We start from the raw sequence: 24,183 nt of genomic DNA, 5'->3' as shown, positions 1-24,183 counted from the left end.
TATAGGCTGAAAGCCGCTCGTTACCCGCCAATTGACCCAGCGTCGCTTTTGTCGCGGTGAGAGTGTGTTGAAGCGCTTTGAAAAATAGTTTAATGGTAAACTAAATTTCAATCGACCTGTGCCGAGAGGGAAACATGGCTGCACAATCTTTTGATCTGATCGTAATCGGCGCCGGTCCCGGCGGCTATGTGGCGGCCATCCGAGCGGCACAGCTGGGGCTGAAGACCGCCGTTGTCGAGCGTGAGCATCTGGGCGGTATCTGTCTGAACTGGGGCTGTATCCCGACCAAGGCGCTGCTGCGGTCGTCCGAGGTTTTTCACCTGATGGAACGCGCCAAGGATTTTGGGCTGAGCGCGGATAAGGTCGGGTATGATCTGGACGCGGTCGTCAAACGCTCGCGCGGGGTCGCAAAACAGCTGACCAGCGGGGTCGGGCATCTGCTCAAGAAGAACAAGGTAACCGTGATCATGGGTGAAGCCACGATCCCGGCCAAGGGCAAAGTGAGCGTCACAACAGACAAGGGTCAGGAAGACCTGACCGCCAGGAATATCATTCTGGCCACTGGCGCGCGTGCGCGCGAACTGCCCGGGCTTGAGGCCGACGGTGATCTGGTCTGGACCTATAAGCACGCCCTGATGCCGCCGCGCATGCCCAAAAAGCTGCTGGTGATCGGATCAGGTGCAATTGGCATCGAATTCGCAAGCTTCTACAACACGCTGGGCGCGGAAACGACCGTGGTCGAAGTGATGGATCGCGTGCTTCCGGTGGAAGATGCAGAGATCAGCGCATTTGCCAAGAAGGCATTCACCAAACAGGGCATGACCATCATGGAAAAGGCGATGGTCAAGCAGCTGGATCGTGCCAAGGGCAAGGTCACGGCACATATCGAGACCGGCGGCAAAGTGGAAAAGCATGACTTTGACACCGTCATCTCGGCCGTTGGCATCGTCGGCAACGTCGAAAACCTGGGGCTGGAGGCGCTGGGTGTGAAAATCGACCGGACCCACGTGGTGACGGACGAGTTTTGCCGTACCGGGGTCGACGGACTTTACGCCATCGGCGATATCGCAGGTGCACCGTGGCTGGCGCACAAGGCCAGCCACGAGGGCGTCATGGTCGCCGAACTGATCGCGGGACAACATGCGCACCCGGTAAAACCCGAAAGCATTGCGGGCTGCACTTATTGTCAGCCTCAGGTGGCGTCAGTCGGGTATTCCGAAGCAAAAGCCAAGGAACTGGGCTATGACGTCAAGGTTGGCCGCTTTCCCTTTATCGGCAACGGCAAAGCCATCGCTCTGGGCGAACCTGATGGGCTGATCAAAACGGTCTTTGACGCCAAGACCGGGGAATTGCTTGGGGCGCACATGATCGGCGCCGAAGTGACCGAACTCATTCAGGGGTATGTCGTGGGCCGTCAGTTGGAGACCACGGAAGAGGACCTGATGAACACCGTCTTCCCGCACCCGACGCTGTCGGAAATGATGCATGAAAGCGTGCTGGATGCCTACGGGCGCGTGATCCACATGTAAGGGATGGGGGCTCTGCCCCCGCCGCGGCAAGCCGCGACTCCCCCTAGGTATTTATCGCCAGATGAAGCATGGGATCCCTTCTTCATCTGGCCGAAAATACCGCGGAGCGCGAGGCAGAGCCTCGCAGAATCCAAGTTTAGTTTCTGGTCAGCGCATCCAGAATGCGAGCCCAGGACCGGATGCCCTTGTGGAAGCTTTTGACGTCGTATTTCTCGTTCGGCGAGTGAATGGCGTCGTCATCATTGGCAAAACCGACCAGCATCGAATCCATTCCAAGTTCCGTGTTGAAATACCCGACAACCGGGATTGATCCGCCCATGCCGGTGAACACCGCCTCGCGGCCCCATTCGTCAGACAGCGCGCCGCGGGCGGCCTCGAATTCCGGCCGGTCCAGGTTCATGACCGAGGCCGGCGACCCCTCCAGGTCATTGTCCCACTCGACCTTCGCATCCGGCGACAAACGGTCTTCGACATGTTTGCGGATCTTGTCGCGCAGGGCGTCCGGGTCCATGTCGCCGACAAGGCGGCAGGTGATCTTGCAATGCGCCTGCGACGGGATAACCGTTTTCGAACCGGCGCCGTTGTAGCCGCCCCACAGACCGTTCACTTCCAAAGTCGGGCGCGCCCATTGCTGTTCAAGCGTCGAATAGCCCTTTTCACCATGAGGTTGCGAGTATCCGACTGAGTTCAGGTAATCGGCCTCGTCAAACCCGCAGTTTTCCCATTGGCGCAACTGCTCGGACGGAACCTCGTGCACGCCTTCGTAGAATCCTTCGACCGCAACGCGGCCGGTTTCGTCGTCGTAGAACGAGGCGACGATTTTCGAAAGTTCGCGCAGCGGGTTCAGACCGGGACCGCCGTAATGGCCCGAGTGCAGGTCGATGCGGGGGCCGATAATGGTGAACTCATCCTTGAGCATGCCGCGCAGTTGCGACGCGATCGACGGCACGCCGCGCGACACCATCGAGGTGTCGCAGACCAGCGCCAGATCAGCTTTCAGTTCGGCTGCGTTTTCACGCAGGAACGGGACCAGAGAAGGCGACCCCGATTCTTCCTCGCCTTCGAAGAAAAAGGTAATGCGGCAGGGCAGGGTGCCATGAACGGCTTTCCAGGCGCGACAGGCCTCGACGAAGGTCATCAACTGCCCTTTGTCATCCGACGACCCGCGACCACGGATAACGGGGCCGAAATCGGTATCCTCGATGGCCGGATCAAACGGATCGCGGTTCCACAGCTTCAGCGGATCGACCGGCTGAACGTCGTAATGCCCGTAGAACAGAACATGCGGTGCGGTGCTGTCTTCACCGATATGTCCCACGACCATCGGATGACCGGTGGTTTCACGATTTTCCGCAGCGATGCCAATGCTTTGCAGGTCGGAAACCAGCCAGTAGGCGGCCTGGCTGACCTGCGCATCATATGCCGGGTCCGTCGATATGGACGGAATGCGCAGCAGTTCCATCAGACGGTCGATTGAGGTTTGCAGATCGGTGTCGATGCGGTTCAGAACGGCGTCCAGCGACATGAAGGGCTCCTGCTTGAATGAAATTTGGCCGAACCCTATCAGCGCCACCGGCGCCGTCCAGTGTGCATTGCGGTCAATATGGTATAATATCGGAAACATACCGAAATGCCGGATGGCGCCTGCGTCGTTTCCTCGCGTCTGATGGCCGTAACTTTACTTGTCGGCACTGATGCAAGCGGATATTTGATGCAAATCAATTCCGCGGTCTCAGGGTCATTTATATGGTTGTGGCTCAAGGGAACGCATCGGCGCCAATACGGACGGGTCCGTCAACGGTGCCACAGAAGACGTCCGGTCGATGCGAACATGGCCGGGCAGGTAAGGAGAAACCGGTGGACTATACTGCTCAGCTCGATTCAGCGATTGCCAGGCTGCACGAAGAAGGACGCTACCGGACCTTCATCGACATCGAACGTCGCAATGGTCATTTCCCGCATGCGGTGCGGACGCGCCCGGACGGGTCGCAGCAGAATATCACCGTGTGGTGCGGCAATGACTATCTGGGCATGGGCCAGCACCCGGTCGTTCTGAACGCCATGCACGAGGCGGTGGATGCCGCCGGAGCAGGTTCGGGCGGCACACGCAACATCTCGGGCACCACCGTCTATCACAAACGGCTGGAGGCTGAACTGGCCGACCTGCATGGTAAAGAAGCCGCGCTGCTGTTCACCAGCGCGTATATCGCAAATGACGCCACGCTGAGCACGCTGCCCAAGCTGTTTCCCGGCCTGATCATCTATTCCGACGCACTGAACCATGCCTCGATGATCGAAGGTGTTCGCCGCAATGGCGGCGCCAAGCGTGTTTTCCGTCACAATGACGTCGCACATCTGCGAGAGCTGCTTGAAGCGGACGACCCTGCGGCGCCCAAGCTGATCGCGTTTGAATCCGTGTATTCCATGGATGGCGATTTCGGTCCGATCGAGGCGATCTGTGATCTGGCGGATGAGTTTGGCGCCCTCACTTATATTGACGAGGTGCACGCGGTCGGCATGTACGGCCCGCGTGGCGGTGGTGTGACCGAACGCGACCGGCTGGCGCATCGTATTGACATCATCAACGGCACGCTTGCCAAGGCGTTTGGCGTGATGGGTGGCTATATCGCGGCCAGTGCCAAAATGTGCGACGCCGTACGCTCTTATGCGCCGGGGTTCATTTTCACCACATCGCTGCCGCCCGCGGTTGCGGCCGGTGCTGCGGCTTCGGTGGCCTACCTGAAAGAGGCGGCGGACCTGCGCGCGCTGCACCAGACTCAGGCCAAGATCCTCAAGCTGCGCCTCAAGGGGATGGGCCTTCCGCTGATCGATCATGGCAGCCATATTGTGCCGGTGATCGTAGGCAACCCGGTGCACACCAAAAAGCTGAGCGACATGTTGCTGGACGACTATGGAATCTACGTTCAGCCGATCAATTTCCCGACCGTGCCACGCGGAACCGAGCGTCTGCGATTCACCCCGTCGCCGGTCCATGGGCCTGACGAAATGAACCGTCTGGTACAAGCTATGGACGAACTTTGGTCACATTGTGCGCTAAATCGCGCCGAACTTGCCGGTTAACCTCACGCCAAAGTGTGCAACGCGTTTGTCGCGTGTTAAGATTACGCTAACAAAAGATACGGACGAATCGTTATAGGAATGATTCGCCGTCGGCGTGAAACACGCATAGGCAGAATGGGGCAGCAGGGATGATTGGGCGCAGATCTCAGCGCGAATCCGAAGATGATACTGACGTCAGGCCAAAGGGCTATGACGATTATGAGGTACGGCTTGGCGATATGATGCGCGGTGAGCGCGCAACGATGGGCAAGTCTCTTCTGGATGTTCAGCGCGAACTGCGGATCAAGGCCAACTACATCGCAGCCATAGAAGACGCGGATCCAGATGCGTTCGATACACCCGGCTTTATCGCCGGGTATGTGCGTTCTTATGCCCGGTATCTGGGGATGAACCCGGACGAAACCTTTGCCGCCTTCTGCAAGGAAAGCGGGTTTGAAGTCGCCCATGGCATGTCGGCCGAGGCGTCGGTCGTCCGCAAGCCTTCGGTCGGGGTACCTGCGCGCGGTCCGATGGGCCGTGATCCCTTTATCTCGCCGAACACTCCCTTTGTTCCGGGTCGGGAATCCCTGGTCAGCCAGATTGAACCACGCGCTATCGGATCCTCGCTGGTCCTGGTCGCCGTCATCTGTGGCATCGGCTATGGCGGCTGGTCAGTTCTGAACAAGATCCAACAAGTGCAGGTCAGCCCGGTCGAACAGGCACCGGTGGTCCTGTCCGATCTCGATCCGCTGGATGCCGCGCGCAACGTGCCAGAGGCTGAAGTTGCGGCCGTAGAATCCCCAAGTGCCGAGGCGCTGGACCGGTTGTACCGTCCGCAGGCGCTGGACGTTCCGGTTCTGGTCGCGCGCGACGCGCCGATCTCGACACTTGATCCGCGCACCGTCGGCACATTCCTTCCGCAGGAACTGCCCGCAGTGGAAATTGCAGAGGTTCACACTGTTGTACGCCCGGCCTTGCCGCAGGTGGTCGAGCAGATTGATACAACGCTCAAGATCGTGGCCGTTGATCCTGCGTGGATGCGGGTGACGGCCGCTGACGGCAGCGTGATCTTCGAAGGCACGCTGGGCACCGTCGAACAAGGCAGCGTGTTCGAAGTCCCGCTGACAGAAGAACCCCCGCTGCTGCGCGCCGGTGCGTCGGGGTCGGTGTTCTTTTTGATGAATGGCGAACATTACGGGCCGGCAGGCGCCCCTGGAACCGTTGCCAAGGGTGTCGTTCTGTCCAAGGACGCTGTTGCCGAGGCTTTTGCCGTGGCCGATCTCGAAGCTGAACAAAACAGCGCGCTCAAACAACTGGTGGCCGAACTTCAGGCCCAGGTGGACGACGCCCCGGCCGAGTGATCTAGCCATTGCGGTGATCGGGCAGGCGAACTATCTAAAGACGCAACTCAGACTGTCCCGGACCCGTCCTCATGTCCCTCAATCACGTTCGCCCGTGGCGCAATATCTACCGCCGCAAATCCCGTCAGATCATGGTTGGCAATGTCGCCGTCGGGGGGGATGCGCCGATTGCCGTTCAGACAATGACGAATACCCTGACAACGGATGTGTCGGCGACGGTCGCGCAGGTGCAGGCCGTGGCCGAAGCGGGCGCGGATATCGTGCGGATATCGGTGCCGGATGAGGCGTCCTCGAAAGCGTTGAAGGAGATCGTGCGCGAAAGCCCGGTGCCCATCGTCGCGGATATCCATTTCCACTATCGCCGCGGAATCGAAGCGGCCGAGGCCGGTGCGGCCTGCCTGCGGATCAACCCCGGCAATATCGGTGACGAAAAGCGGGTGAAAGAGGTCATCAGGGCCGCCCGCGACCACAATTGTTCGATCCGCATCGGGGTGAACGCGGGGTCGTTGGAAAAGCATCTGCTTGAGAAGTATGGCGAGCCGTGCCCCGAAGCGATGGTTGAAAGCGGGTTGGAACATATCCGCATCCTTGAGGACAACGACTTTCACAACTTCAAGATCAGCGTGAAGGCCAGCGACGTCTTCCTGTCGGCGGCTGCCTATCAGGGTATTGCCGAGGCGACCGACGCGCCGATTCATCTGGGCATCACCGAGGCCGGAGGTCTGGTCAGCGGCACGATCAAATCGGCCATCGGTCTGGGCAACCTGCTGTGGATGGGGATCGGCGACACGATCCGCGTCAGCCTGTCCGCGGACCCGGTCGAAGAGGTCAAGGTCGGCTATGAAATCCTGAAATCTCTGGGCCTGCGCCACCGGGGCGTGAACATCATCTCATGCCCGTCCTGCGCGCGGCAGGGGTTCGATGTGATCAAGACGGTCGAAGCTTTGGAACAACGGCTGGAACACATCAAGACACCGATGAGCCTGTCCATCATCGGCTGTGTTGTAAACGGCCCGGGCGAGGCGCTGATGACCGACGTGGGCTTTACCGGCGGCGGAGCAGGGTCCGGCATGGTTTATCTGGCGGGCAAGGCCAGCCACAAGATGTCCAACGACCAGATGATCGACCATATCGTGGAAGAGGTCGAGAAGAAGGCCGCCGAACTGGATGCGGTGGCTGAAGCGGCCGAGTAGAATTTCGACCGGGGTTCTTCAATACTCAGCGCTGCGCCATGATGTGGCCTGAATTGCCGTTATTAGTGGCGGCAAAGACCTGAATGTCCGGAGCAGTGAACAGTGAAACTCAATACACTTTGCGCGGGGCTGCTGGCCGCCGTGCTGGCCGCCTGCAGCGCCCCGTCAAATGACTATGACAAACGTCCGAGTTATTTTCACGTTCCGGTTCCTCCTACACAGGGCACGCAGCTTGGATATTTGTCCGTCAATGTATCGGGGTGGAGCCAGAACGGGACCACAACTCGAACCGATGTGCGGATTAGTTCGGGTGGCAGAGGTAAGCCTAAGGGAAGCCTGACGCCGGTTATGACGGCCGATCCGCAACTGACCTCTCGCGTTGCCTTGTCATTGCGCGACGGTCGCGACTCGAAGGCGGCCTTTGCATTTGCGCAACAGATTGCGCGTGCCACTTATTGCCCGTCGGGTCCGATCACCGAAAACACCGGAATCCGGAAATATTCCAACCCCCAGGACTTGCAGGCGATTCTGGCGGAAAGTCAGCGGCAGGGGCGTGATGTCATTCCTGCCGGCATCAGGGGCGAAGCAATTCCCGCGACCCATTTCAGGACAGACGGCTCTCCGACCTGGGTCGTGTCGATGAAATGTGACGCCCCTTACCCCTACGATTAGAATGCATTCGGGGCAGGCTTGGCCGCCCCGATTCACTAGCCCTGTTCCGCGCGCACGCCGTTTGCGATCTGCTGCATCTGGTCTGCGGTCAGATACCCGCGCAGCATCTCGGTGCCCAGAACGAAGGACGGTGTTCCGGATATCTGCATCCGGCGTGCCAGTTCTCGGGTCTGGTTGATCTCTTCGGTGACCTGATCGCTGTCCATGGCCGCCAGAATCGCGTCGCTGTCCAGCCCGAGGCCGTCAGAGATTCGGCGCAGGGTGACATCCGAAGGTTCTCCGCTGAACTCCAGAAGCGCATCATGCACCTGCTTATAGGCGTCGTCGCCCGCGACATGTTTGGTCGCCACGGCAAAGCGGGCCGACAGAACCGAGGCTTCGCCCAGGATCGGGAATTCCTTGATGACCAGCCGAATATTGCCGTCTTCGGCCAGCAGGCCGGCCACTTCGGGCACCGCGCGGCGGCAATAGCCACAGCGGTAATCCATGAATTCAACTAGCGTGATATCACCGTCGGGATTGCCGCCAACCCAGCTGTACCCGTCATTGAACAGTTCGTCCGCATTGGCTGCGACCAGTTCCTTGTCGGCGGCGGCCTCAGCCGCGGCATTGCGCTGTTCAAGAATGTTGATCGCCTCAATGATCACTTCGGGGTTTTCCAGCAGGTATTCGCGGACCTGAGCGCCAAACTCTGCCTTTTCGGCATCGCTCAAGGCGTTCAGGTCCAGCGCCTGCGCGGGCCCCGTGATCAGGGAAAGCCCCAGAAGGGCCGGTGCAGCATGTCTGAGGATCATTTCCGTTTCCTTTTCTTTTTCTCTGCTTGTTCCGAGGCAATCATCACATCTTGAGCGCGTTGCCAACCCGGTGAGCCTTCGGGCAACAGCCGAAGGGCGCGTTTTGCGTGAATTCCGGCGTCGTCCAGCCGCCCCTGAAGGGCGTACCGCTCTGCCGTTACCGCAGAGGCCATGCCGTTATTTCCCGCACGGGCATAGGCCACGCTGAGATCCTGCATCAGGCGCGCATCTCGATAATCCCTTGCTCGCGCTTTTTCAAGCACTTGCAGGGCGTTCTTCGTCTTGCCCTGTGCCAACAGGGCCCGGCCATGGCCGGCCAGGATCAGGGCATCGTTCGGGGCCATTTCGACGGCCAACCCATAAGCAGCCACGGCCTCCTGAACCTGTCTGTTTTCCAGCAATATCTGACCTTTGAGCTCATAGTAGAACGGATCGTCGGGGCGAATGGCCAGCGCGCCGTCGATGGCGGCACGCGCTTTGGATAGGTTGCGGTTCTGGTGATGGGCGGCGGCCTCACGCATCAGGCGAATATCGGCGGCACTTTCTTCTTTCGCGCGCCGCAGGGTCCAGCCCGGCGATCTGAGAAACGCCGACAGTTTGCCTTTGACACGGGCGAACCAGTAATCGGCGTTTGGATTGGGTTGCGCCTGATCCCCGAACTCGGCCAGAAACGCCTCGGCCGCGCGCAAACGTTCGCGATCGGTCGGGTGCGACCGCATATAGGGGTCCTGATTGGCGATGTTCAGCAATTCCTGTCCGGCGAATTTGCGATGCAGGGCGACCATGCCGCTGGGCGAAATGCCGGCCAGGCGGAGGTAGCTGGCGGCGCTTCGGTCGGCCGAAGATTCCTCGGCGCGCGTATGTCCAAGAAAGCTGCGCAGGGCAGCCGAGTTGGTGCCGGCGGCAATCCCTGCCGCAGCTTCGCCGCCCCCGGCCGCAGCGGCAACAAGCGCCAGCGCCGTGCCAAGCTGCGCCTTGCGCTGCGCCGCCCGCAGATTCTCGGTCCGGCGCGCCAGATGTCCGTTGGCGATATGGGCGGCTTCGTGGGCGATGACAGCCTGCAACATCTCGGGGTTTTCGACGGTCAGGATCAGCCCGTAATTCAGGTAAATCGCGTTGTAGTCGATGACAAACGCGTTGAACGTGCTGTCATTGACCACGATTATCCGAACCCGGTTGGTGTTCAGCCCGGCCGCGCGCAGAACGGGAAAGGCCAGTTCGCGCAGGCCATATTCGATATCAGGGTCGCGGATCAGGCTTTGCGCGCTGGTCTGAACGGCGCTTGCCATCCATGTCGCCGCCAGCAGCAACAGGGCCGGGATTGACGCCAGCCTGGATACGCGTTCAAAAGCCATGGCAGCAACATGGGAGATGGGCATGAGAAACTCAACCCGGTCCGGGGTCGATCCCTTCATCGTGATGGACGTGATGGAGGCCGCGCGCCGCGCCGAAGAGGCCGGGCGCCACATCATCCACATGGAAGTCGGCCAGCCCGGCACCGGCGCGCCCAAGGGTGCCGTTCAGGCACTGGCGAAAGCGATGGAACAGGGGCCGTTGGGCTATACGGTGGCATTGGGGCTGCCGGCGCTGCGGCAGCGGATCGCGCGGCTGTATGGCGAGTGGTACAATGTCGACCTTAACCCCGAGCGAGTGGTGATCACACCGGGGTCATCCGGCGGCTTTCTGCTGACCTTCACCGCCCTGTTCGACAGTGGCGACCGCGTGGGTATCGGCGCGCCGGGCTATCCGTCCTACCGGCAGATCCTGAAAGCGTTGGGGCTGGTGCCCGTTGATCTGCCAACCGCCCCGGAAAACCGCCTGCAACCGGTGCCGACGGACTTTGCGGGACTGGACTTGCAAGCGCTGATGGTGGCGTCCCCGGCCAACCCGACGGGCACCATGCTGGATCACGCGGCCATGGGATCACTGATCGAAGCCGCGCACGGGCAGGGTGCCTCGTTCATCAGCGACGAAATCTATCACGGGCTGGAATACGAGGCCAAGGCTGTCACCGCGCTGGAACTGACGGATGAATGCTATGTGATCAACTCGTTCTCGAAATATTTCTCGATGACCGGGTGGCGCGTGGGCTGGATGGTGGTGCCCGAGGATCAGGTGCGCGTGGTCGAGCGGATCGCGCAGAACATGTTTATCTGCGCACCCCATGCCAGCCAGGTGGCGGCGCTGGCGGCGATGGATTGCGAAGACGAGTTGCAGGGCAATCTGGATGTTTACCGCCGCAACCGCGCCCTGATGCTGGACGGGCTGCCCAAGGCGGGTTTCACCAATATCGCACCGCCGGACGGCGCGTTTTACGTCTATGCGGACGTGTCCGAACTGACCGATGACAGCCGCGCATTCGCGGCCGAAATTCTGGATCAGGCCGGGGTCGCCGTCACGCCGGGGTTGGATTTTGACCCGCTGCGCGGTCACAGAACGCTGCGGTTTTCCTATGCTCGGTCGACCGCGGATATCGAAGAAGGTCTGAGCCGGTTGCGTCGTTTCATGGCCGAACGTGGCGCAGTGGCCGAGCCGGTCTGAAGCGTTCACAAATCCGCACGGTTGGGATAGGCTGGCATTCAAACGATCTCGGGAAAACTTGAGGCCATGAGCAGGATTTTCTACGCATTCGCGCTGATCTGGGCGCTGACCGGTGCTGCCGTCGCGCATGATTTCAGCGCGCTTGCACGTGTGTTGCCCGAACACAGCCGCATCACCGATGACGGCCGCGCCGGGGTCCGGCTCGATCTTGGTCTGAGTCAGGGTGTGCCCTACCGGGTGTTCACCCTGCGCGATCCCTACCGCATGGTTCTGGACTTTCAGGAGGTCGACTGGACCGGGCTCGATCGGGATGCGTTCCTGCAAACCGACCGGATCAGCGGCGTTCAGTTCGGCACTTACGTTCCGGGATGGTCGCGGCTGGTCTTGGAACTTGGCGCACCTCTGGCCGTGGAAGCAGCGGATCTGCGGGTCGATGAGGATACCGGCACGGCGCAACTGTCGCTCCGGCTGCGCGGGACCGATTTCGACAGATTTGCCGCAGGGGCCGGTGCGCCGCGCCAGCCGGGCTGGGACCTGCCCGAACCGGCGGTAACGCCCGCCAGACCGGGCCGGGACGGAACGCGCCCGTTGCTGGTGATGCTGGACCCCGGCCATGGCGGCATTGATCCGGGGGCCGAGGTTGAGGGCGCCGACGAAAAAACGCTGATGCTGACATTCGCCCGCGAACTGCGCGAAACGCTGCTGCGGGCAGGCGGGTATCAGGTCGTGCTGACCCGCGTCGACGATCAGTTCGTCAGTCTGGAACGGCGCATCGCGTTGGCGCACCGGGCAGGCGCGGATGTTTTTATCTCATTGCATGCGGATTCGCTGTCCGAGGGGCGCGCGCATGGGGCTGCGGTCTATACGCTGTCGGAAGACGCATCGGATGTGGCCAGCCACAAATTGGCTGAACGGCATGACCGGGGTGACCTGATTTCCGGTGTCGATCTGAGCGGGTCAGACGATCAGGTGGCCGATGTTCTGCTGGATATCGCCCGGCAAGAGACCAAACCGCGCACCGACGCGCTGGCGCGGGCGTTGGCGGCCGGCATGACCCAGCAAGGCGGGCCGATGAACAGCCGGCCGATCCGCACGGCGTCCTTCTCGGTGCTGAAGGCGGCCGATATCCCTTCGGTTCTGGTAGAGCTTGGGTTTCTGTCCAGCCCCAGGGATTTGGAAAACATACAAAATCCCGAATGGCGCAAGGGGATGGCGCGCGGCATCCTCAACGGGCTGGAGCAATGGCGACAGGACGATCTGGTCAAACGGTCCCTGATTGGCCAGTGACCCCACGGCGCAAACAGGCTATTATTGGCCACCGGGTTTTGACCCTGCGCCGGGGCATCCCTATATAGGCGTCACCGCGAGTAAAAGGCAGTAACGTGATCCGTTTCATTCTTTCGTTTTTCGGGGCGATCTTCAGCCTCGTTACCCTGGGTATTTTCATGGCCGCGCTGGTCGTCGGCGCGATCTTCTGGATGTATGGCCGCGACCTGCCCAGCCATGAATCGCTGGCGCAGTACAAGCCGCCCACGATCAGCCGGATTTATTCGGGCGAAGGCCAACTGATCGACGAATTCGCGCAGGAACGCCGCCTGTTTACCCCGTCCGAGGAAATCCCCGACCTGGTGAAACAGGCGTTCATCTCGGCGGAAGACAAGAACTTTTACTCCCATCAGGGCTATGACCCGCGCGGTATTATCGCGGCCGGGGTCGAGGCGGTGAAATCCAAGGGGGAAAATGTTCGCGGTGCGTCCACGATCACCCAGCAGGTGATGAAGAACTTCCTGCTGTCGGGCGACCGCCGGGCCGAGCGCAAGATCAAGGAAATCATCCTCGCCACTCGGCTTGAGGATACGCTGGACAAGGAACAGATCCTCGAACTCTATATGAATGAGATCTTTCTGGGCCAGAACTCTTACGGAGTTACAGCCGCCGCGCAGACCTATTTCAACAAGACCCTGCAAGAACTGACCCCGCATGAGGCCGCGACGCTGGCGGCGATGCCCAAGGCCCCGTCGGATTATCACCCGGTCCGGCAAAAAGACCGGTTGCTGGCGCGCAGAAACTATGTGCTGCGCGAGATGCAGCAGAACGGCTATATCGATCAGGCGACCTATGAGGCCGAGGTCGAGATGCCCCTGCGTTCGGTCCAGAATGGCGATTTCGAAAGCTTCCGCACCGCTCTGCCGCCGCGCGACTATTTCACCGATGAAATCCGCCGCCAGCTGAGCGAGGATTTTGGCGAGGGTGAGTTCTTTACCGGCGGCTTCACCGTCCGCGCCTCGGTGGACGAGGAGATGCAGGTCGAAGCGGCCCGCGCGCTGCGTGAGGCGTTGCAGAAATACGACCGCTCGCGCGGGAAATGGCGTGGTACCGGCGAAGTGATCCCGGAAGACAAACTGTCGGACGAGGCGCAGTGGCGCGAGGCGCTGGCGATCATGGAAATTCCCCGTGACGTCGTGCTACCGACACAATGGTACCCGGCTGTGGTTCTGAACGTCGCGGATCAATCCCTGACCGTGGGGATCGAGGATGGACCGGCAGAGGGTGTTGTTCCGCGCTCGGACATCAAATGGATGCAGGGTGATTTTGCCGCCAACTTCAAACGCGGCGACGTCATTCTTGTGATGGCTGGGGAAGAGGGCCAATGGTCTGCCCGTCAGGTGCCCGAAGTGCAGGGCGGTTTCGTGGCGATGGACGTGAACTCGGGCCGCGTTCTGGCGATGCAGGGCGGGTTCTCGTACCAGGATTCAGTCTTCAACCGCGCCACACAGGCACAGCGCCAGCCGGGGTCCAGCTTTAAGCCTTTCGTCTATGCCGCCGCGCTGGACAGCGGCTATAGCCCCGCCACCATCGTCGTGGACGCACCGATCGAGGTGAACACGCCGCAGGGTTTGTGGCGACCCAAGAACTCGTCGAACAAGTTCTACGGGCCCACGCCGTTGCGCACCGGGATCGAGCAGTCGCGGAACCTGATGACCATCCGTCTGGCGCAAGAGGTCACGATGCCCGTTGTGGCAGGCTATGCCGAACGGTTCGGCGTCTATGACCGGATGGGCGCGTTTCTGGCCAATTCCCTGGGGTCCGAGGAAACCACGCTGTACAAGATGGTCGCCGCCTATGCGATGTTTGCCAACGGGGGCGAACGGGTCGAACCCACTCTGGTCGACCGCATTCAGGACCGGTTCGGCAAGACGATCTATCGCCATGACGACCGGCGGTGTCTGGACTGCAGCTCTGGCTGGCTGGAACCGGACGAGTCCCCGACCATCGAGACCAACCGCTCTCAGGTCATGGACGCGATCACTGCCTATCAGTTGACCTCAATGATGAAGGGCGTGGTGGATCGTGGCACAGCGTCGTCCTATGTCAGTCTTCCGGTGCCGACAGCGGGCAAGACCGGGACCACCAACGAATCCAAGGATGCGTGGTTCATCGGCTTCACTTCGAACATCGTGGCCGGTTGCTATATCGGGTACGACCGTCCGCGCCCGATGGGGCGGGGTGCTTACGGTGGCACGATGTGCGGCCCAGTATTCCAGAGCTTTATGGAAAAAGCCGTCGAAAAGTACGGCGGTGGCCCGTTCGAAGTGCCGCCGGGCGGCCAGTTCATCAAGATTGACCGGTTCAGCGGTGCGCGCCTGCCGGCGGATGCAACCGGTGACTATGTCGTGGCCGAGTATTTCCGCGACGGCGTCGACGGCTTTATTGATCGCATCTATGACGGTGGCTTTGCGATGGGGTCGGACCTGCCGCTGTTTGAAGAAGCCAGTTCGGGCCGCCAGGTCACCACGTCGACCGGCAACACGATTACCGTCGGTCCAAATGCCAGCCAGGGCGATCTGCAGGGTGGCGGTCTTTACTGAGCCGCCGCTTGTTGCAGGAAAAGGTTCAGGAGGTCGGCTTCGCTGTCCTCCGTGATCCGACCCCGTGATCGCCAGCAGATCGACAGCGCGCATTTCGCAGCAACCCATTTGGCAAGGCGTTCGGGCGAAACCGCCATTGCCTTTGCGTAAAGCGACAGGCAGCGCGACCTCTGCGATGGATCACGCACGAGTTCCGGCATCCCCTTGGGGTGCCGAAGGGCATTCGCAAGCTCAAAGGCCGGATCACCAATGTACCCCTTGGCATCAATCACTCTGGGGCCGGCATCGGTCAGGATGACATTGTCGGTATGCAGATCGCCATGCAGCGGAACCTGTACCGGCTGACTGGCCAGCAAGTCCCGGGCCAAAGCCATGGCTTGTTTCATGTCGTGCTTCAGGTTCCGATCACAGGCCACCGAAAACTGGCAATCAAACAGGGGTGCGAACACCTGATCCAACCCTTTGAGATCGGAAACCGGCGGGCATGGCGGACGGTGCAGTCTGGATGCGGTCTGTGCCAGCAGCATTACGGCAGTGTCCGGGTCACCACTGCGGGCAATACCCCCAAGCGACGGTCCGTCCAGCCATTCCATCAGAACGGCATTTGCTACCTCATCGAATATGCGGACCGCGCCGCAATCTTGCCAGGCGGACAACAGCCGCGCACCCGGCGCTTCGTTGCCGCGATCCACGCGCCAGTATACCTTGAGGGCCGCAGTTAAGCTGTCGGTTTCAACCTTCCAGACGCGGGCCAGACCGGTCTCCGCCACCGGTCCAACGACGGTCAGGCCCCATCTGTCCAGAAACTCGTCCGGCGCATCGTTCATTCGCGTCTCACTTGGCTTGTGGTGGCTCGCACCTCTTGCTATCACGCAGGCCTGATTGAGCAAGTTGGGAACAGACCATGCGCGCCGAAACCCAGAACATCGTGGCGGAAATCCAAAAATCGCTGGAGCTGCTGGCGCAGCGTATGGACTATGAGACCGCCCCCCATCGCCTTGAAGAGTTCAATGCGCGTGTCGAGGATCCCAACCTGTGGGACAACCCCGAGAACGCGCAGAAACTGATGCGCGAGCGGCAGATGCTGGTCGATGCGATCGAGACATACGAGTCCATCAAAACCGATCTGAACGACAATATCGAACTGATCGAACTGGGCGAGATGGAAGAGGACGATGAGGTCGTCACAGACGCCGAAGAGGCCATCAAAAAGCTGCAAACCAAGGCCGCAAAGAAAGAGCTTGAGGCGCTGCTGGATGGTGAGGCCGACGGTAATGACACCTTCCTTGAGATCAACTCGGGCGCGGGCGGAACCGAAAGCTGCGACTGGGCCTCGATGCTGGCGCGGATGTATGTGCGCTGGGCCGAGAAGAAGGGCTATAAGGTCGAGCTGCAATCCGAAACCGCAGGGGAAGAGGCGGGGATCAAATCCGCCGCCTACAAGATTTCCGGCCATAACGCCTATGGCTGGCTGAAGTCGGAAAGCGGTGTGCACCGTCTGGTGCGGATCTCGCCCTATGACTCGGCGGCGAAACGGCACACGTCGTTCAGTTCGGTCTGGGTTTATCCGGTGGTGGACGACAATATCGAGATCGAAGTGAACCCCTCGGAAATCCGCATCGACACCTACCGGTCTTCGGGTGCCGGCGGACAGCACGTGAACACGACGGATTCGGCAGTGCGGATCACACATATTCCGACCGGGATCGTGGTGACCAGCTCTGAGAAATCGCAGCACCAGAACCGTGATATCGCGATGAAGGCGCTGAAATCGCGCCTGTATCAGCAGGAACTGGATCGCCGCAACGCCGATATCAATGCCGCGCATGAGGCCAAGGGCGACGCGGGCTGGGGCAACCAGATCCGGTCTTACGTATTGCAGCCCTACCAGATGGTAAAGGACCTGCGAACCAACTTTGAGACCTCGGATACCAAAGGTGTGCTGGACGGCGATCTGGACGGGTTCATGGCGGCCACGCTGGCATTGAATGTCGCGGGCAAAAGCCGGTCTGAGGCGCAGGGCGAATAAGTCGGGCAGGGGGCTCGGCCTCCGTTTTCGCAGGTGGAAATGCACCGGGGATATTTCGGGCCGGATGAATCAGATCGCGGTTCTGCGCGGGACCGGAAAAGATACATCAAAACAGTGGGTTTAAATGGGGGTGTGCCCCGGCTAGGCTGATCCTGAACAAAGGGATGAGCCCGGAATGGATCTGAGCCAGACAACCGCAATTGACCTGCTGAACGCGATCTCTGCCGGGCGTTTGTCGGCGGCGGAACTGATGCGTGCCATGCTGGACCGGATTTCCGCGATTAACGGCAGGCTGAACGCGATTGTTGCACTACGCGACGAAGACGACCTGATGGCCGAGGCGCGGGCCCTGGATGACGGGCCGCGCCGGGGGCCGCTGCACGGGTTGCCCATTGCGGTCAAGGATCTGGTTAACGTGGCCGGGATCGCCTCGACGCAGGGGTCTCCGATTTTTCGGGACCACGTGCCGCAGGATGATGATCTGATAGCAGCGCGGATGCGGTCGGCGGGGGCGATCCTGATCGGAAAAACCAACACGCCGGAGTTTGGGCTGGGGTCTCATACCTTCAACCCGGTCTATGGCGCGACGCGCAATCCGTATGATCCGGAGCGGACCTGTGGCGGCTCGTCCGGCGGGGCAGCGGTGGCGCTGGCGACCGGCATGGTGGCGCTTGCGGATGGGTCCGACATGATGGGCAGCCTGCGCAACCCGGCGGCGTGGAACAACGTCTATGGATTTCGCCCGAGCTGGGGGCGCGTCCCCTCCGAACCCGTCGGGGACGGATTTCTGCATCAGCTTTCAACGCTGGGCCCGATGGCGCGGAGCCCCGAAGACCTGGGTGTGTTGCTCGACGTGATTTCAGGACCTGACCCGCGACAGCCACACGGGACGGCCAGTTCTCCGGTGTCACCTGTGCAGGCCGCCGATTTGACCGGCCTGCGCATCGGCTGGCTGGACGATTGGGGCGGGGCGTTCCCGTTCGAAGACGGCATTCGTGATCTGTGCCACAGCGCGCTGTCGGTGTTCAGCCAAATGGGCGCAGTGGTCGAACCGGTTGCGCCCCCGTTCGCGGCAGACCGGATGTGGGACAGCTGGGCGGACCTGAGATCGTGGAGCATCGCGGCAAGCCTGTTGCCGTTGACCGAGCACCGGGCGGATCTGAAGGACACCGCGCAGTGGGAGCTTGATCGCGGTCTGGCCATGTCGGCGATGCAGGTGCACCGCGCAAGTGTTGCTCGTTCGGAGTGGTTTCGGTGTGCGGCCGAGTTGTTTGCGGACTACGACGCGCTGATCCTGCCATCGGCGCAGGTCTGGCCCTTTGATGCCGAACTGCCCTTCCCCACAGAGATTGCCGGGAAAAGAATGGATACCTATCACCGATGGATGCAGGTGGTTGTACCGGTCAGCCTGATCGGTCTGCCCTGTCTGTCGGTGCCGGTCGGGTTCGGGCCGGAAGGGTTGCCGATGGGGATGCAGATATTTGGCCCGCGCGGGTCTGACGCCCGCATTCTGTCGATCGGGTCAGCCTATCACGCCGCCACCGGGTGGCCACAAAAACGGCAGGCCTGACGAGCGCGCCGATACGGGAGGAGGACAGGATATGGAAAAGCAGTTTGGCGTTCCAGATATGGGGCCTGTGGATGTCGGCATGGTGCGCGAGGCACTGCGCCGCGCCTGGGCGGATTTCCGGCGGGCGCCAATCTTTGGACTGTTGTTTGCGTGTTTTTACGTGCTAGCGGGATGGGTGATGGCCTGGATTACGATACAGTCCGGCACGTCCTATTGGCTGGTTCTGGCGGCCATCGGCTTCCCTTTGCTCGGGCCTTTTGCCGCTGTGGGGCTGTATGAAGTGTCACATCGGATTGAGCAGAATGAACCGCTGGATTTCAAAGCCATCTTCGGTGTGGTCCTTCAGCAAAGCCGCCGTCAGCTTCCGTCGATCTGCGCGATCATCGTGGTGATGTTTCTGTTCTGGTTCTTTCTGGGTCACATGATCTTTGCCCTGTTCATGGGCCTGTCGACGATGACCAACGTGTCGTCTTCGCTTGAGGTTTTCCTGACACCCAACGGGTTGACGATGCTGGGTGTCGGAACGGTCGTCGGCGCGATTTTTGCAACCGTTCTGTACATGATCACGGTGCTGTCGATTCCGATGCTGCTGGATCGCGAACTGGATTTTGTGACCGCGATGATAGCCAGCTTTGGCTATGTCAGGGCCAACCCCCGGATCATGCTGGGATGGGGGGTGTTCATCGCCGTGTTGACCTTTGTGGCCATGGTTCCGTGGTTTCTGGGGCTGTTGGTTGTCCTGCCCCTTCTGGGGCACGCAAGCTGGCATCTATACCGGCTGATCACGCAGGCACGCAGCGAAAACACAGGCTAGCCGGGCAACAGATACGGCAGTTCGCGCTACCTGACGGCATGCGCGAGCGGGCGCTCGGACCGGCGGGCCGTCCGAGCGGCGGCCAGCACCGCCGTCGGGTCTTCGCCAAGGTGGCGCAACAGGATGCGCCGCGTGGTGGCCGCGTTGGCCGTGGTTTTCGACAGGCAGATCGCCACGCCGCGCCACCGGTCCGCCTGATCGTTCGATCCGCGCGTCACAAGATAAATCCGGCTGTTCTGAGAGGCCCGGCAGGACATCAGGATGTAAATCTGCCGGCCGGCGCAGGCCGCGATGCCCTGCACCTCGCGGTCTGCCGGGGGAAGCCCGGGCATCACCGGGCGCGGCTCGTACCCCCGAACCAAAGTGCATTGCGGCAATCTGCGCGCATGAAACAGCCTGTGCCGGGACGGCTGCGGTTCGTTCAACTCGGTCTCGGTCGCATAATAGAAGCCCGCCGGAAACAGGTTCTCGGTCAGTGTGGTAGGGCCCGACCCCAGAAAATCGGTCAGGGCAGATGCGGCCGGATGCGCGGGGGCGCGGTCGATCTCGTCCAGAGGCCGCAGCAAAATGCGGGCGTCAACTTCGAAAAACCGGCAGATACGATCCAGAACGTCCGGGCGCGGAAAGCTTTCGCCGCCAAGATAACGGTTGAACTGGGTGCGGTTGATCCCAAGCTGACGGCAAAGTTCTGAAACGGATGAATATTGCTGTGCAAGACGCCTGAGGTTGGCGCCGAACATCCTGCGCAAATCAGCAGGTTTGCGGGTGTCTTTGGTCATTTTCGTCCCAGGTTCTTGCGACTCGAATTCCAGAAACGCACCAACCACCGACCCACAGGTCGACCATGCGCCAAAATCGTACAGATAACCCCAACGCGCGCATCCCGACGCCACGTCACCTTCCGAGGCTAACGCCCAATCCGGCAATGGCAATAGGCTTTATTTTATTTTGCGTGATCTTTTTGGGCAGGTGTTACCCAGGGACCAATGCGCCGGGTGCCTTGCAGCACCCGGTAACGCCCTTCCTGGCCAATATTCCCCACCCTTAACGCCTGTTGCGCAAGGGTGGAGCATGCGTCATTCGCCGCGCAACAGCGCAGCGACCCCCGTGCGGGCCACTTCGACCAGACCCAGCGGGCGCATCAGGTCGGCGAAGGCGTCGATCTTGTCCGGTACTCCGGTAATCTCGAAGATGAATGAGTTCAGTGTGCTGTCCACAACATTGGCGCGGAAGATATCCGCCAGACGCAGCGCCTCGACCCGCTTGTCGCCCGCCCCGACGACCTTGATGATCGCCAGCTCACGCTCAACCGAGGGGCCTTCGACGGTCAGGTCATGCACATCATGAACGGTGACAATCCGGCCAAGCTGCGCCTTGATCTGTTCGATCACCTGCGGCGTTCCGGTGGTGACGATGGTGATGCGGCTGAGGTGACCAGTGTGATCCACCTCGGCCACCGTCAGGCTTTCGATGTTGTAACCGCGGCCCGAGAACAACCCGATCACCCGGGCCAGAACGCCCGGCTCGTTCTCGACCAGAACCGCGATCGTGTGGCGTTCCTGAACGTCCGAGAAGGTGGGCCGTAGGTTATAGGCCGAATGGCGAGTGGAGCCTTTTTTGATATGTAGGGCAGACATTTATGTCCCTTTCATCATCCTTATGGTGCCGGGCGCGTAAGCGGCACCCGGCAAAATCCGTCAAATTTTTCAGACCAGAACCGAGCCTTTGCTGTCGATCACGCCCTGCGTCTCGGCTTCGCCCAGCAGCATCTCATTATGGGCTTTGCCCGACGGGATCATGGGGAAGCAGTTCTCGTGCTTTTCAACCAGACAGTCGAAGATCACCGGGCCGTCATAATTGATCATTTCCATGATCGCATCATCCAGATCGACGGGGTCGGAACACAGAATGCCCTTGGCCCCGAAGGCTTCGGCAAGCTTGACGAAATCAGGCAGGGCCTCGGACCAGGAATGCGAATACCGCTCACCATGCAGCAATTCCTGCCACTGGCGGACCATGCCCAGACGTTCATTGTTCAGGATGAACTGCTTCACCGGCAGACGGTACTGCGCGGCGGTGCCCATCTCCTGCATGTTCATCAGCCACGACGCCTCGCCGGCGACGTTGATGACCAGCGCCTCGGGATGCGCCATCTGCACGCCGATCGAGGCGGGGAAGCCATAGCCCATCGTGCCCAGACCGCCTGACGTCATCCAGCGGTTGGGGTCTTCGAACCCAAGATACTGGGCCGCCCACATCTGGTGCTGGCCGACCTCGGTGGTGATGTAACGGTCGTGGTCCTTGGTCAGTTCCTCAAGCCGTTGCAGCGCGTATTGCGGTTTGATGGTCTTTTCGCTGTTGGTGTAGGCAAGGCAGTTGACCTTGCGCCACTCACTGATCTGCGCCTGCCACTGCTTCACGTTCGCCGCATCGGTCTTGCGCCCGCGTGCCTTCCAGATTTTAAGAATATCCTCAAGCACATGCGCAACGTCGCCGACAATCGGGATGTCGACGCGGATCACCTTATTGATCGAAGACGGATCGATATCGACATGCGCCTTTTTCGAGTTTGGCGAGAACGCATCTATCCGCCCGGTGATCCGGTCATCAAAACGGGCCCCGACATTGATCATCAGGTCACAGTCATGCATGGCTAGATTGGCCTCGTACAATCCGTGCATGCCCAGCATTCCCAGCCAGTTTTTGCCCGAAGCGGGGTAGGCGCCCAGCCCCATCAGGGTCGAGGTGATCGGAAATCCGGTTGCATCCACCAATTCACGCAGCAGCTGGCTGGCGGCCGGTCCGGAATTGATGACGCCGCCACCGGTGTAGAACACCGGCTTTTTCGCCGTTTCCATGGCTGCAACCAGTTCGGTAATCTCTTCCAGATCGCCTTTCAGCACCGGTTGGTAATGCGAGGTCGAAGGTTTCGGCGCGCGGTATTCACCGGACGCGAACTGAACGTCCTTGGGGATGTCGATCAGCACCGGGCCGGGGCGGCCAGATGTGGCGACGTGGAACGCCTCGTGCATGGTCTCGGACAGCGAATCCGTGTCCTTGACCAGCCAGTTATGCTTGGTGCAGGGGCGGGTGATGCCAACGGTATCGGCCTCCTGAAAGGCGTCTGATCCGATCATGAAGGTCGGAACCTGGCCGGTCAGAACCACTATCGGGATCGAATCCAGCAACGCGTCCGTCAACCCGGTCACCGCATTGGTCGCACCGGGGCCGGACGTCACCAGCGCAACGCCGGGCTTGCCGGTCGAGCGGGCGTAGCCTTCGGCCGCGTGCACCGCGCCCTGTTCGTGGCGCACCAGAATGTGGCGAATGTCGTTTTGCAGAAAGATCTCGTCATAGATCGGCAGGACGGCGCCGCCGGGATACCCGAATACCGTGTCCACGCCCTGATCCTTGAGGGCCTGAACAACCATTTTTGCGCCGGTCATCTCACGTGTCATCTGCTTTGCTCCGTTCGCGACATGTGTCTTGCGTTTCGCATAAAAAAAGCCCCCGAGATTTTCGGAGGCGCATGGGTTCGATTATGGCTTACCGTTACCGGCCCATGCGCTTGGTTCCCACGATTACGACTAGCGTTTTCATCGCCAGAGGCTCCTTTTTTGCGTGCATGGACCTTATGGGCGGGGGAAAGAGGCGTCAACAGGCAATTGCACCAATTTTCTAACTTGCAGGCGGGAATTTGCGACATTTTCTTGCGCAGATTGACGCATGTCCGGAACTTACGTGAATTTCGACCCGATGACAGGGTGTTGCGCCCGTTTGCCGACTTGTCTGAAAGCGTCAGGGCGATGTCCGAAACGGGCATGATGGGCCTGTTCGAGTAGGGCACGCTGGTCCTGACATAGCAGGTAAGTGAGGTGGAAAATGCTGCAGGATCTGGTTGATCTGGGGCGCTACCCGATCGATCGCCCGGACTCGCGCGCCTATGATCAGATGATCGCCGATGTGCGCCGCGAACTTGATCAGGATGGATGCGCCATTTTGCCCGGCTTCGTTCACCCAGAGGGTCTGACGCAATTACTGGCCGAAGCAGATGCCGTGGCGCCAAACGCTCATCGTTCTTTCAGTCGCACGAACGCCTATTTCACCCAGGACGATCCGCGATTTGGGGCGGCTCATCCGGTCCGCCGTTTCTACGACCGTTCCAACGCATTTGTGCCTGCCGACAATTTCCGCAAATCCGGCCCGCTGCGTAGGATTTATGAGTTTGAGGGGTTTCTGCCCTTTATCCGTGACACGCTGAACGAACCCGAGGATCGGTTTTTTCGCTATGATGACCCGCTGGCGGATGTCATCGTCAATGTGGTCGAGGAGGGGCAGGGCTTTCCCTGGCATTTCGACACCAACAATTACACGGTGACGCTGGCCATCCAGAACGGTGAAGAGGGCGGCGCTTTCGAATATGTCCCCAATCTGCGCAGCGCCGAGGACGAGAACTTTCAGACCGTCGGCGCGGTTCTGGACGGCGACAGGGCGCGGGTCCGGCAACTGGAGTTGCAGCCCGGAGACCTGCAGATTTTCAAAGGCCGGTACTCCTTGCATCGGGTTGCGCCGGTGAAAGGAGCGGTCAGCCGGTATGTCGGTATCTTTTCCTTTGTCGAAGCCAAAGGAATGTGCGGCGGGGTCGAACGCACCCGGCAGCTTTACGGGCGCGTGTTGCCGCATCACCATGAACGCGAGGGGGTGCGAAAAGACCGGTTGCTGGACTGAACTGTGTTAGGCTGACACCGGAG

The 24,183-nt window shown here is 60.6% G+C and carries 19 protein-coding genes; 12 read left to right on the top strand and 7 right to left on the bottom strand.

The annotated features are described in order from the left end of the window. Window positions 1-134 precede the first annotated feature (134 nt). Complete coding sequence (gene lpdA / locus ACR0D8_RS07715) at window positions 135-1,529, top strand: dihydrolipoyl dehydrogenase (RefSeq protein WP_480645600.1); 1,395 nt, start codon at window positions 135-137, stop codon at window positions 1,527-1,529. Window positions 1,530-1,665: 136 nt separating this feature from the next. Here the strand turns inward: lpdA and ACR0D8_RS07710 are convergent, their stop codons facing one another. After that, window positions 1,666-3,054 (bottom strand): M20/M25/M40 family metallo-hydrolase, encoded by a 1,389-nt coding sequence (locus ACR0D8_RS07710; RefSeq protein ID WP_480645599.1) that lies wholly within the window; start codon window positions 3,052-3,054, stop codon window positions 1,666-1,668. Between the two features lie 332 nt (window positions 3,055-3,386). Between ACR0D8_RS07710 and hemA the strand changes: the two genes are divergently transcribed. The 4 genes from hemA (at window position 3,387) to ACR0D8_RS07690 (ending at window position 7,815) form a co-directional block, all read left to right on the top strand. Continuing rightward, window positions 3,387-4,610 (top strand): 5-aminolevulinate synthase, encoded by a 1,224-nt coding sequence (gene hemA / locus ACR0D8_RS07705; RefSeq protein ID WP_480645598.1) that lies wholly within the window; start codon window positions 3,387-3,389, stop codon window positions 4,608-4,610. A 128-nt stretch (window positions 4,611-4,738) separates the two neighbouring features. Beyond that, window positions 4,739-5,950, top strand: coding sequence for a helix-turn-helix domain-containing protein (locus ACR0D8_RS07700; protein WP_480645597.1), 1,212 nt, complete (start codon window positions 4,739-4,741; stop codon window positions 5,948-5,950). A 71-nt stretch (window positions 5,951-6,021) separates the two neighbouring features. After that, the gene (gene ispG, locus ACR0D8_RS07695; protein ID WP_480645596.1) at window positions 6,022-7,143 is read left to right on the top strand and encodes a flavodoxin-dependent (E)-4-hydroxy-3-methylbut-2-enyl-diphosphate synthase; all 1,122 of its coding nucleotides are present in this window, start codon (window positions 6,022-6,024) and stop codon (window positions 7,141-7,143) included. A gap of 102 nt (window positions 7,144-7,245) precedes the next feature. Next, complete coding sequence (locus tag ACR0D8_RS07690; protein ID WP_480645595.1) at window positions 7,246-7,815, top strand: hypothetical protein; 570 nt, start codon at window positions 7,246-7,248, stop codon at window positions 7,813-7,815. Window positions 7,816-7,850: 35 nt separating this feature from the next. Here ACR0D8_RS07690 and ACR0D8_RS07685 read toward each other — a convergent pair whose 3' ends face one another. Next, a complete protein-coding gene (locus tag ACR0D8_RS07685; protein ID WP_475161475.1) occupies window positions 7,851-8,609 on the bottom strand; it encodes a DsbA family protein in 759 nt (252 codons plus the stop codon). Then, window positions 8,606-9,988 carry a M48 family metalloprotease gene (locus ACR0D8_RS07680; RefSeq protein ID WP_480645594.1) on the bottom strand — a complete coding sequence of 461 codons (1,383 nt, stop codon included), beginning with the start codon at window positions 9,986-9,988 and terminating at the stop codon, window positions 8,606-8,608. Before ACR0D8_RS07680 ends, ACR0D8_RS07685 begins: the two co-directional genes overlap by 4 nt. On the opposite strand from ACR0D8_RS07680, the gene ACR0D8_RS07675 reads away from it, so the two are divergent. The 3 genes from ACR0D8_RS07675 (at window position 9,987) to ACR0D8_RS07665 (ending at window position 15,019) form a co-directional block, all read left to right on the top strand. Continuing rightward, the gene (locus ACR0D8_RS07675) at window positions 9,987-11,150 is read left to right on the top strand and encodes a pyridoxal phosphate-dependent aminotransferase (RefSeq protein WP_480645593.1); all 1,164 of its coding nucleotides are present in this window, start codon (window positions 9,987-9,989) and stop codon (window positions 11,148-11,150) included. The two genes, ACR0D8_RS07680 and ACR0D8_RS07675, sit on opposite strands and share 2 nt — an antisense overlap. 66 nt (window positions 11,151-11,216) lie before the next feature. Continuing rightward, a complete protein-coding gene (locus ACR0D8_RS07670) occupies window positions 11,217-12,437 on the top strand; it encodes an N-acetylmuramoyl-L-alanine amidase (RefSeq protein WP_480645592.1) in 1,221 nt (406 codons plus the stop codon). Between the two features lie 95 nt (window positions 12,438-12,532). Further along, on the top strand, window positions 12,533-15,019 hold the full coding sequence (locus tag ACR0D8_RS07665) for a penicillin-binding protein 1A (protein ID WP_480645591.1): 2,487 nt from the start codon (window positions 12,533-12,535) through the stop codon (window positions 15,017-15,019). On the opposite strand, the gene ACR0D8_RS07660 is transcribed toward ACR0D8_RS07665, so the two are convergent. Next, window positions 15,013-15,846: an aminoglycoside phosphotransferase family protein gene (locus tag ACR0D8_RS07660; protein WP_480645589.1), complete on the bottom strand. Its 834-nt coding sequence runs from the start codon at window positions 15,844-15,846 to the stop codon at window positions 15,013-15,015. The two genes, ACR0D8_RS07665 and ACR0D8_RS07660, sit on opposite strands and share 7 nt — an antisense overlap. Before the next feature lie 77 nt (window positions 15,847-15,923). Between ACR0D8_RS07660 and prfB the strand changes: the two genes are divergently transcribed. From prfB to ACR0D8_RS07645, 3 genes are all read left to right on the top strand, one after another. Next, window positions 15,924-17,048, top strand: a complete 1,125-nt coding sequence (gene prfB / locus ACR0D8_RS07655) for a peptide chain release factor 2 (RefSeq protein ID WP_480645588.1) — start codon at window positions 15,924-15,926, stop codon at window positions 17,046-17,048. 175 nt (window positions 17,049-17,223) lie between these two features. Continuing rightward, window positions 17,224-18,618: an amidase gene (locus ACR0D8_RS07650; RefSeq protein ID WP_480645586.1), complete on the top strand. Its 1,395-nt coding sequence runs from the start codon at window positions 17,224-17,226 to the stop codon at window positions 18,616-18,618. Window positions 18,619-18,649: 31 nt separating this feature from the next. Then, the gene (locus ACR0D8_RS07645; protein WP_475161453.1) at window positions 18,650-19,432 is read left to right on the top strand and encodes a DUF2189 domain-containing protein; all 783 of its coding nucleotides are present in this window, start codon (window positions 18,650-18,652) and stop codon (window positions 19,430-19,432) included. Between the two features lie 26 nt (window positions 19,433-19,458). Here ACR0D8_RS07645 and ACR0D8_RS07640 read toward each other — a convergent pair whose 3' ends face one another. The 3 genes from ACR0D8_RS07640 to ACR0D8_RS07630 form a co-directional block, all read right to left on the bottom strand. Beyond that, window positions 19,459-20,211: a helix-turn-helix domain-containing protein gene (locus ACR0D8_RS07640; protein ID WP_480645584.1), complete on the bottom strand. Its 753-nt coding sequence runs from the start codon at window positions 20,209-20,211 to the stop codon at window positions 19,459-19,461. A 297-nt stretch (window positions 20,212-20,508) separates the two neighbouring features. After that, window positions 20,509-21,069 (bottom strand): acetolactate synthase small subunit, encoded by a 561-nt coding sequence (ilvN, locus tag ACR0D8_RS07635; RefSeq protein ID WP_475161447.1) that lies wholly within the window; start codon window positions 21,067-21,069, stop codon window positions 20,509-20,511. A gap of 69 nt (window positions 21,070-21,138) precedes the next feature. Further along, entirely contained in the window at window positions 21,139-22,890 is a 1,752-nt protein-coding gene (locus ACR0D8_RS07630) for an acetolactate synthase 3 large subunit (RefSeq protein ID WP_480645583.1), read from the bottom strand. Window positions 22,891-23,314: 424 nt separating this feature from the next. Between ACR0D8_RS07630 and ACR0D8_RS07625 the strand changes: the two genes are divergently transcribed. Further along, window positions 23,315-24,160 (top strand): HalD/BesD family halogenase, encoded by an 846-nt coding sequence (locus ACR0D8_RS07625; protein WP_480645581.1) that lies wholly within the window; start codon window positions 23,315-23,317, stop codon window positions 24,158-24,160. Window positions 24,161-24,183 lie beyond the last annotated feature (23 nt).

The sequence above is a fragment of the Ruegeria sp. BG10 genome, assembly GCF_056538575.1.
The sequence above is the reverse complement of the archived record's forward strand: the minus strand, read 5'-3'. Positions and strand labels throughout refer to the sequence as shown.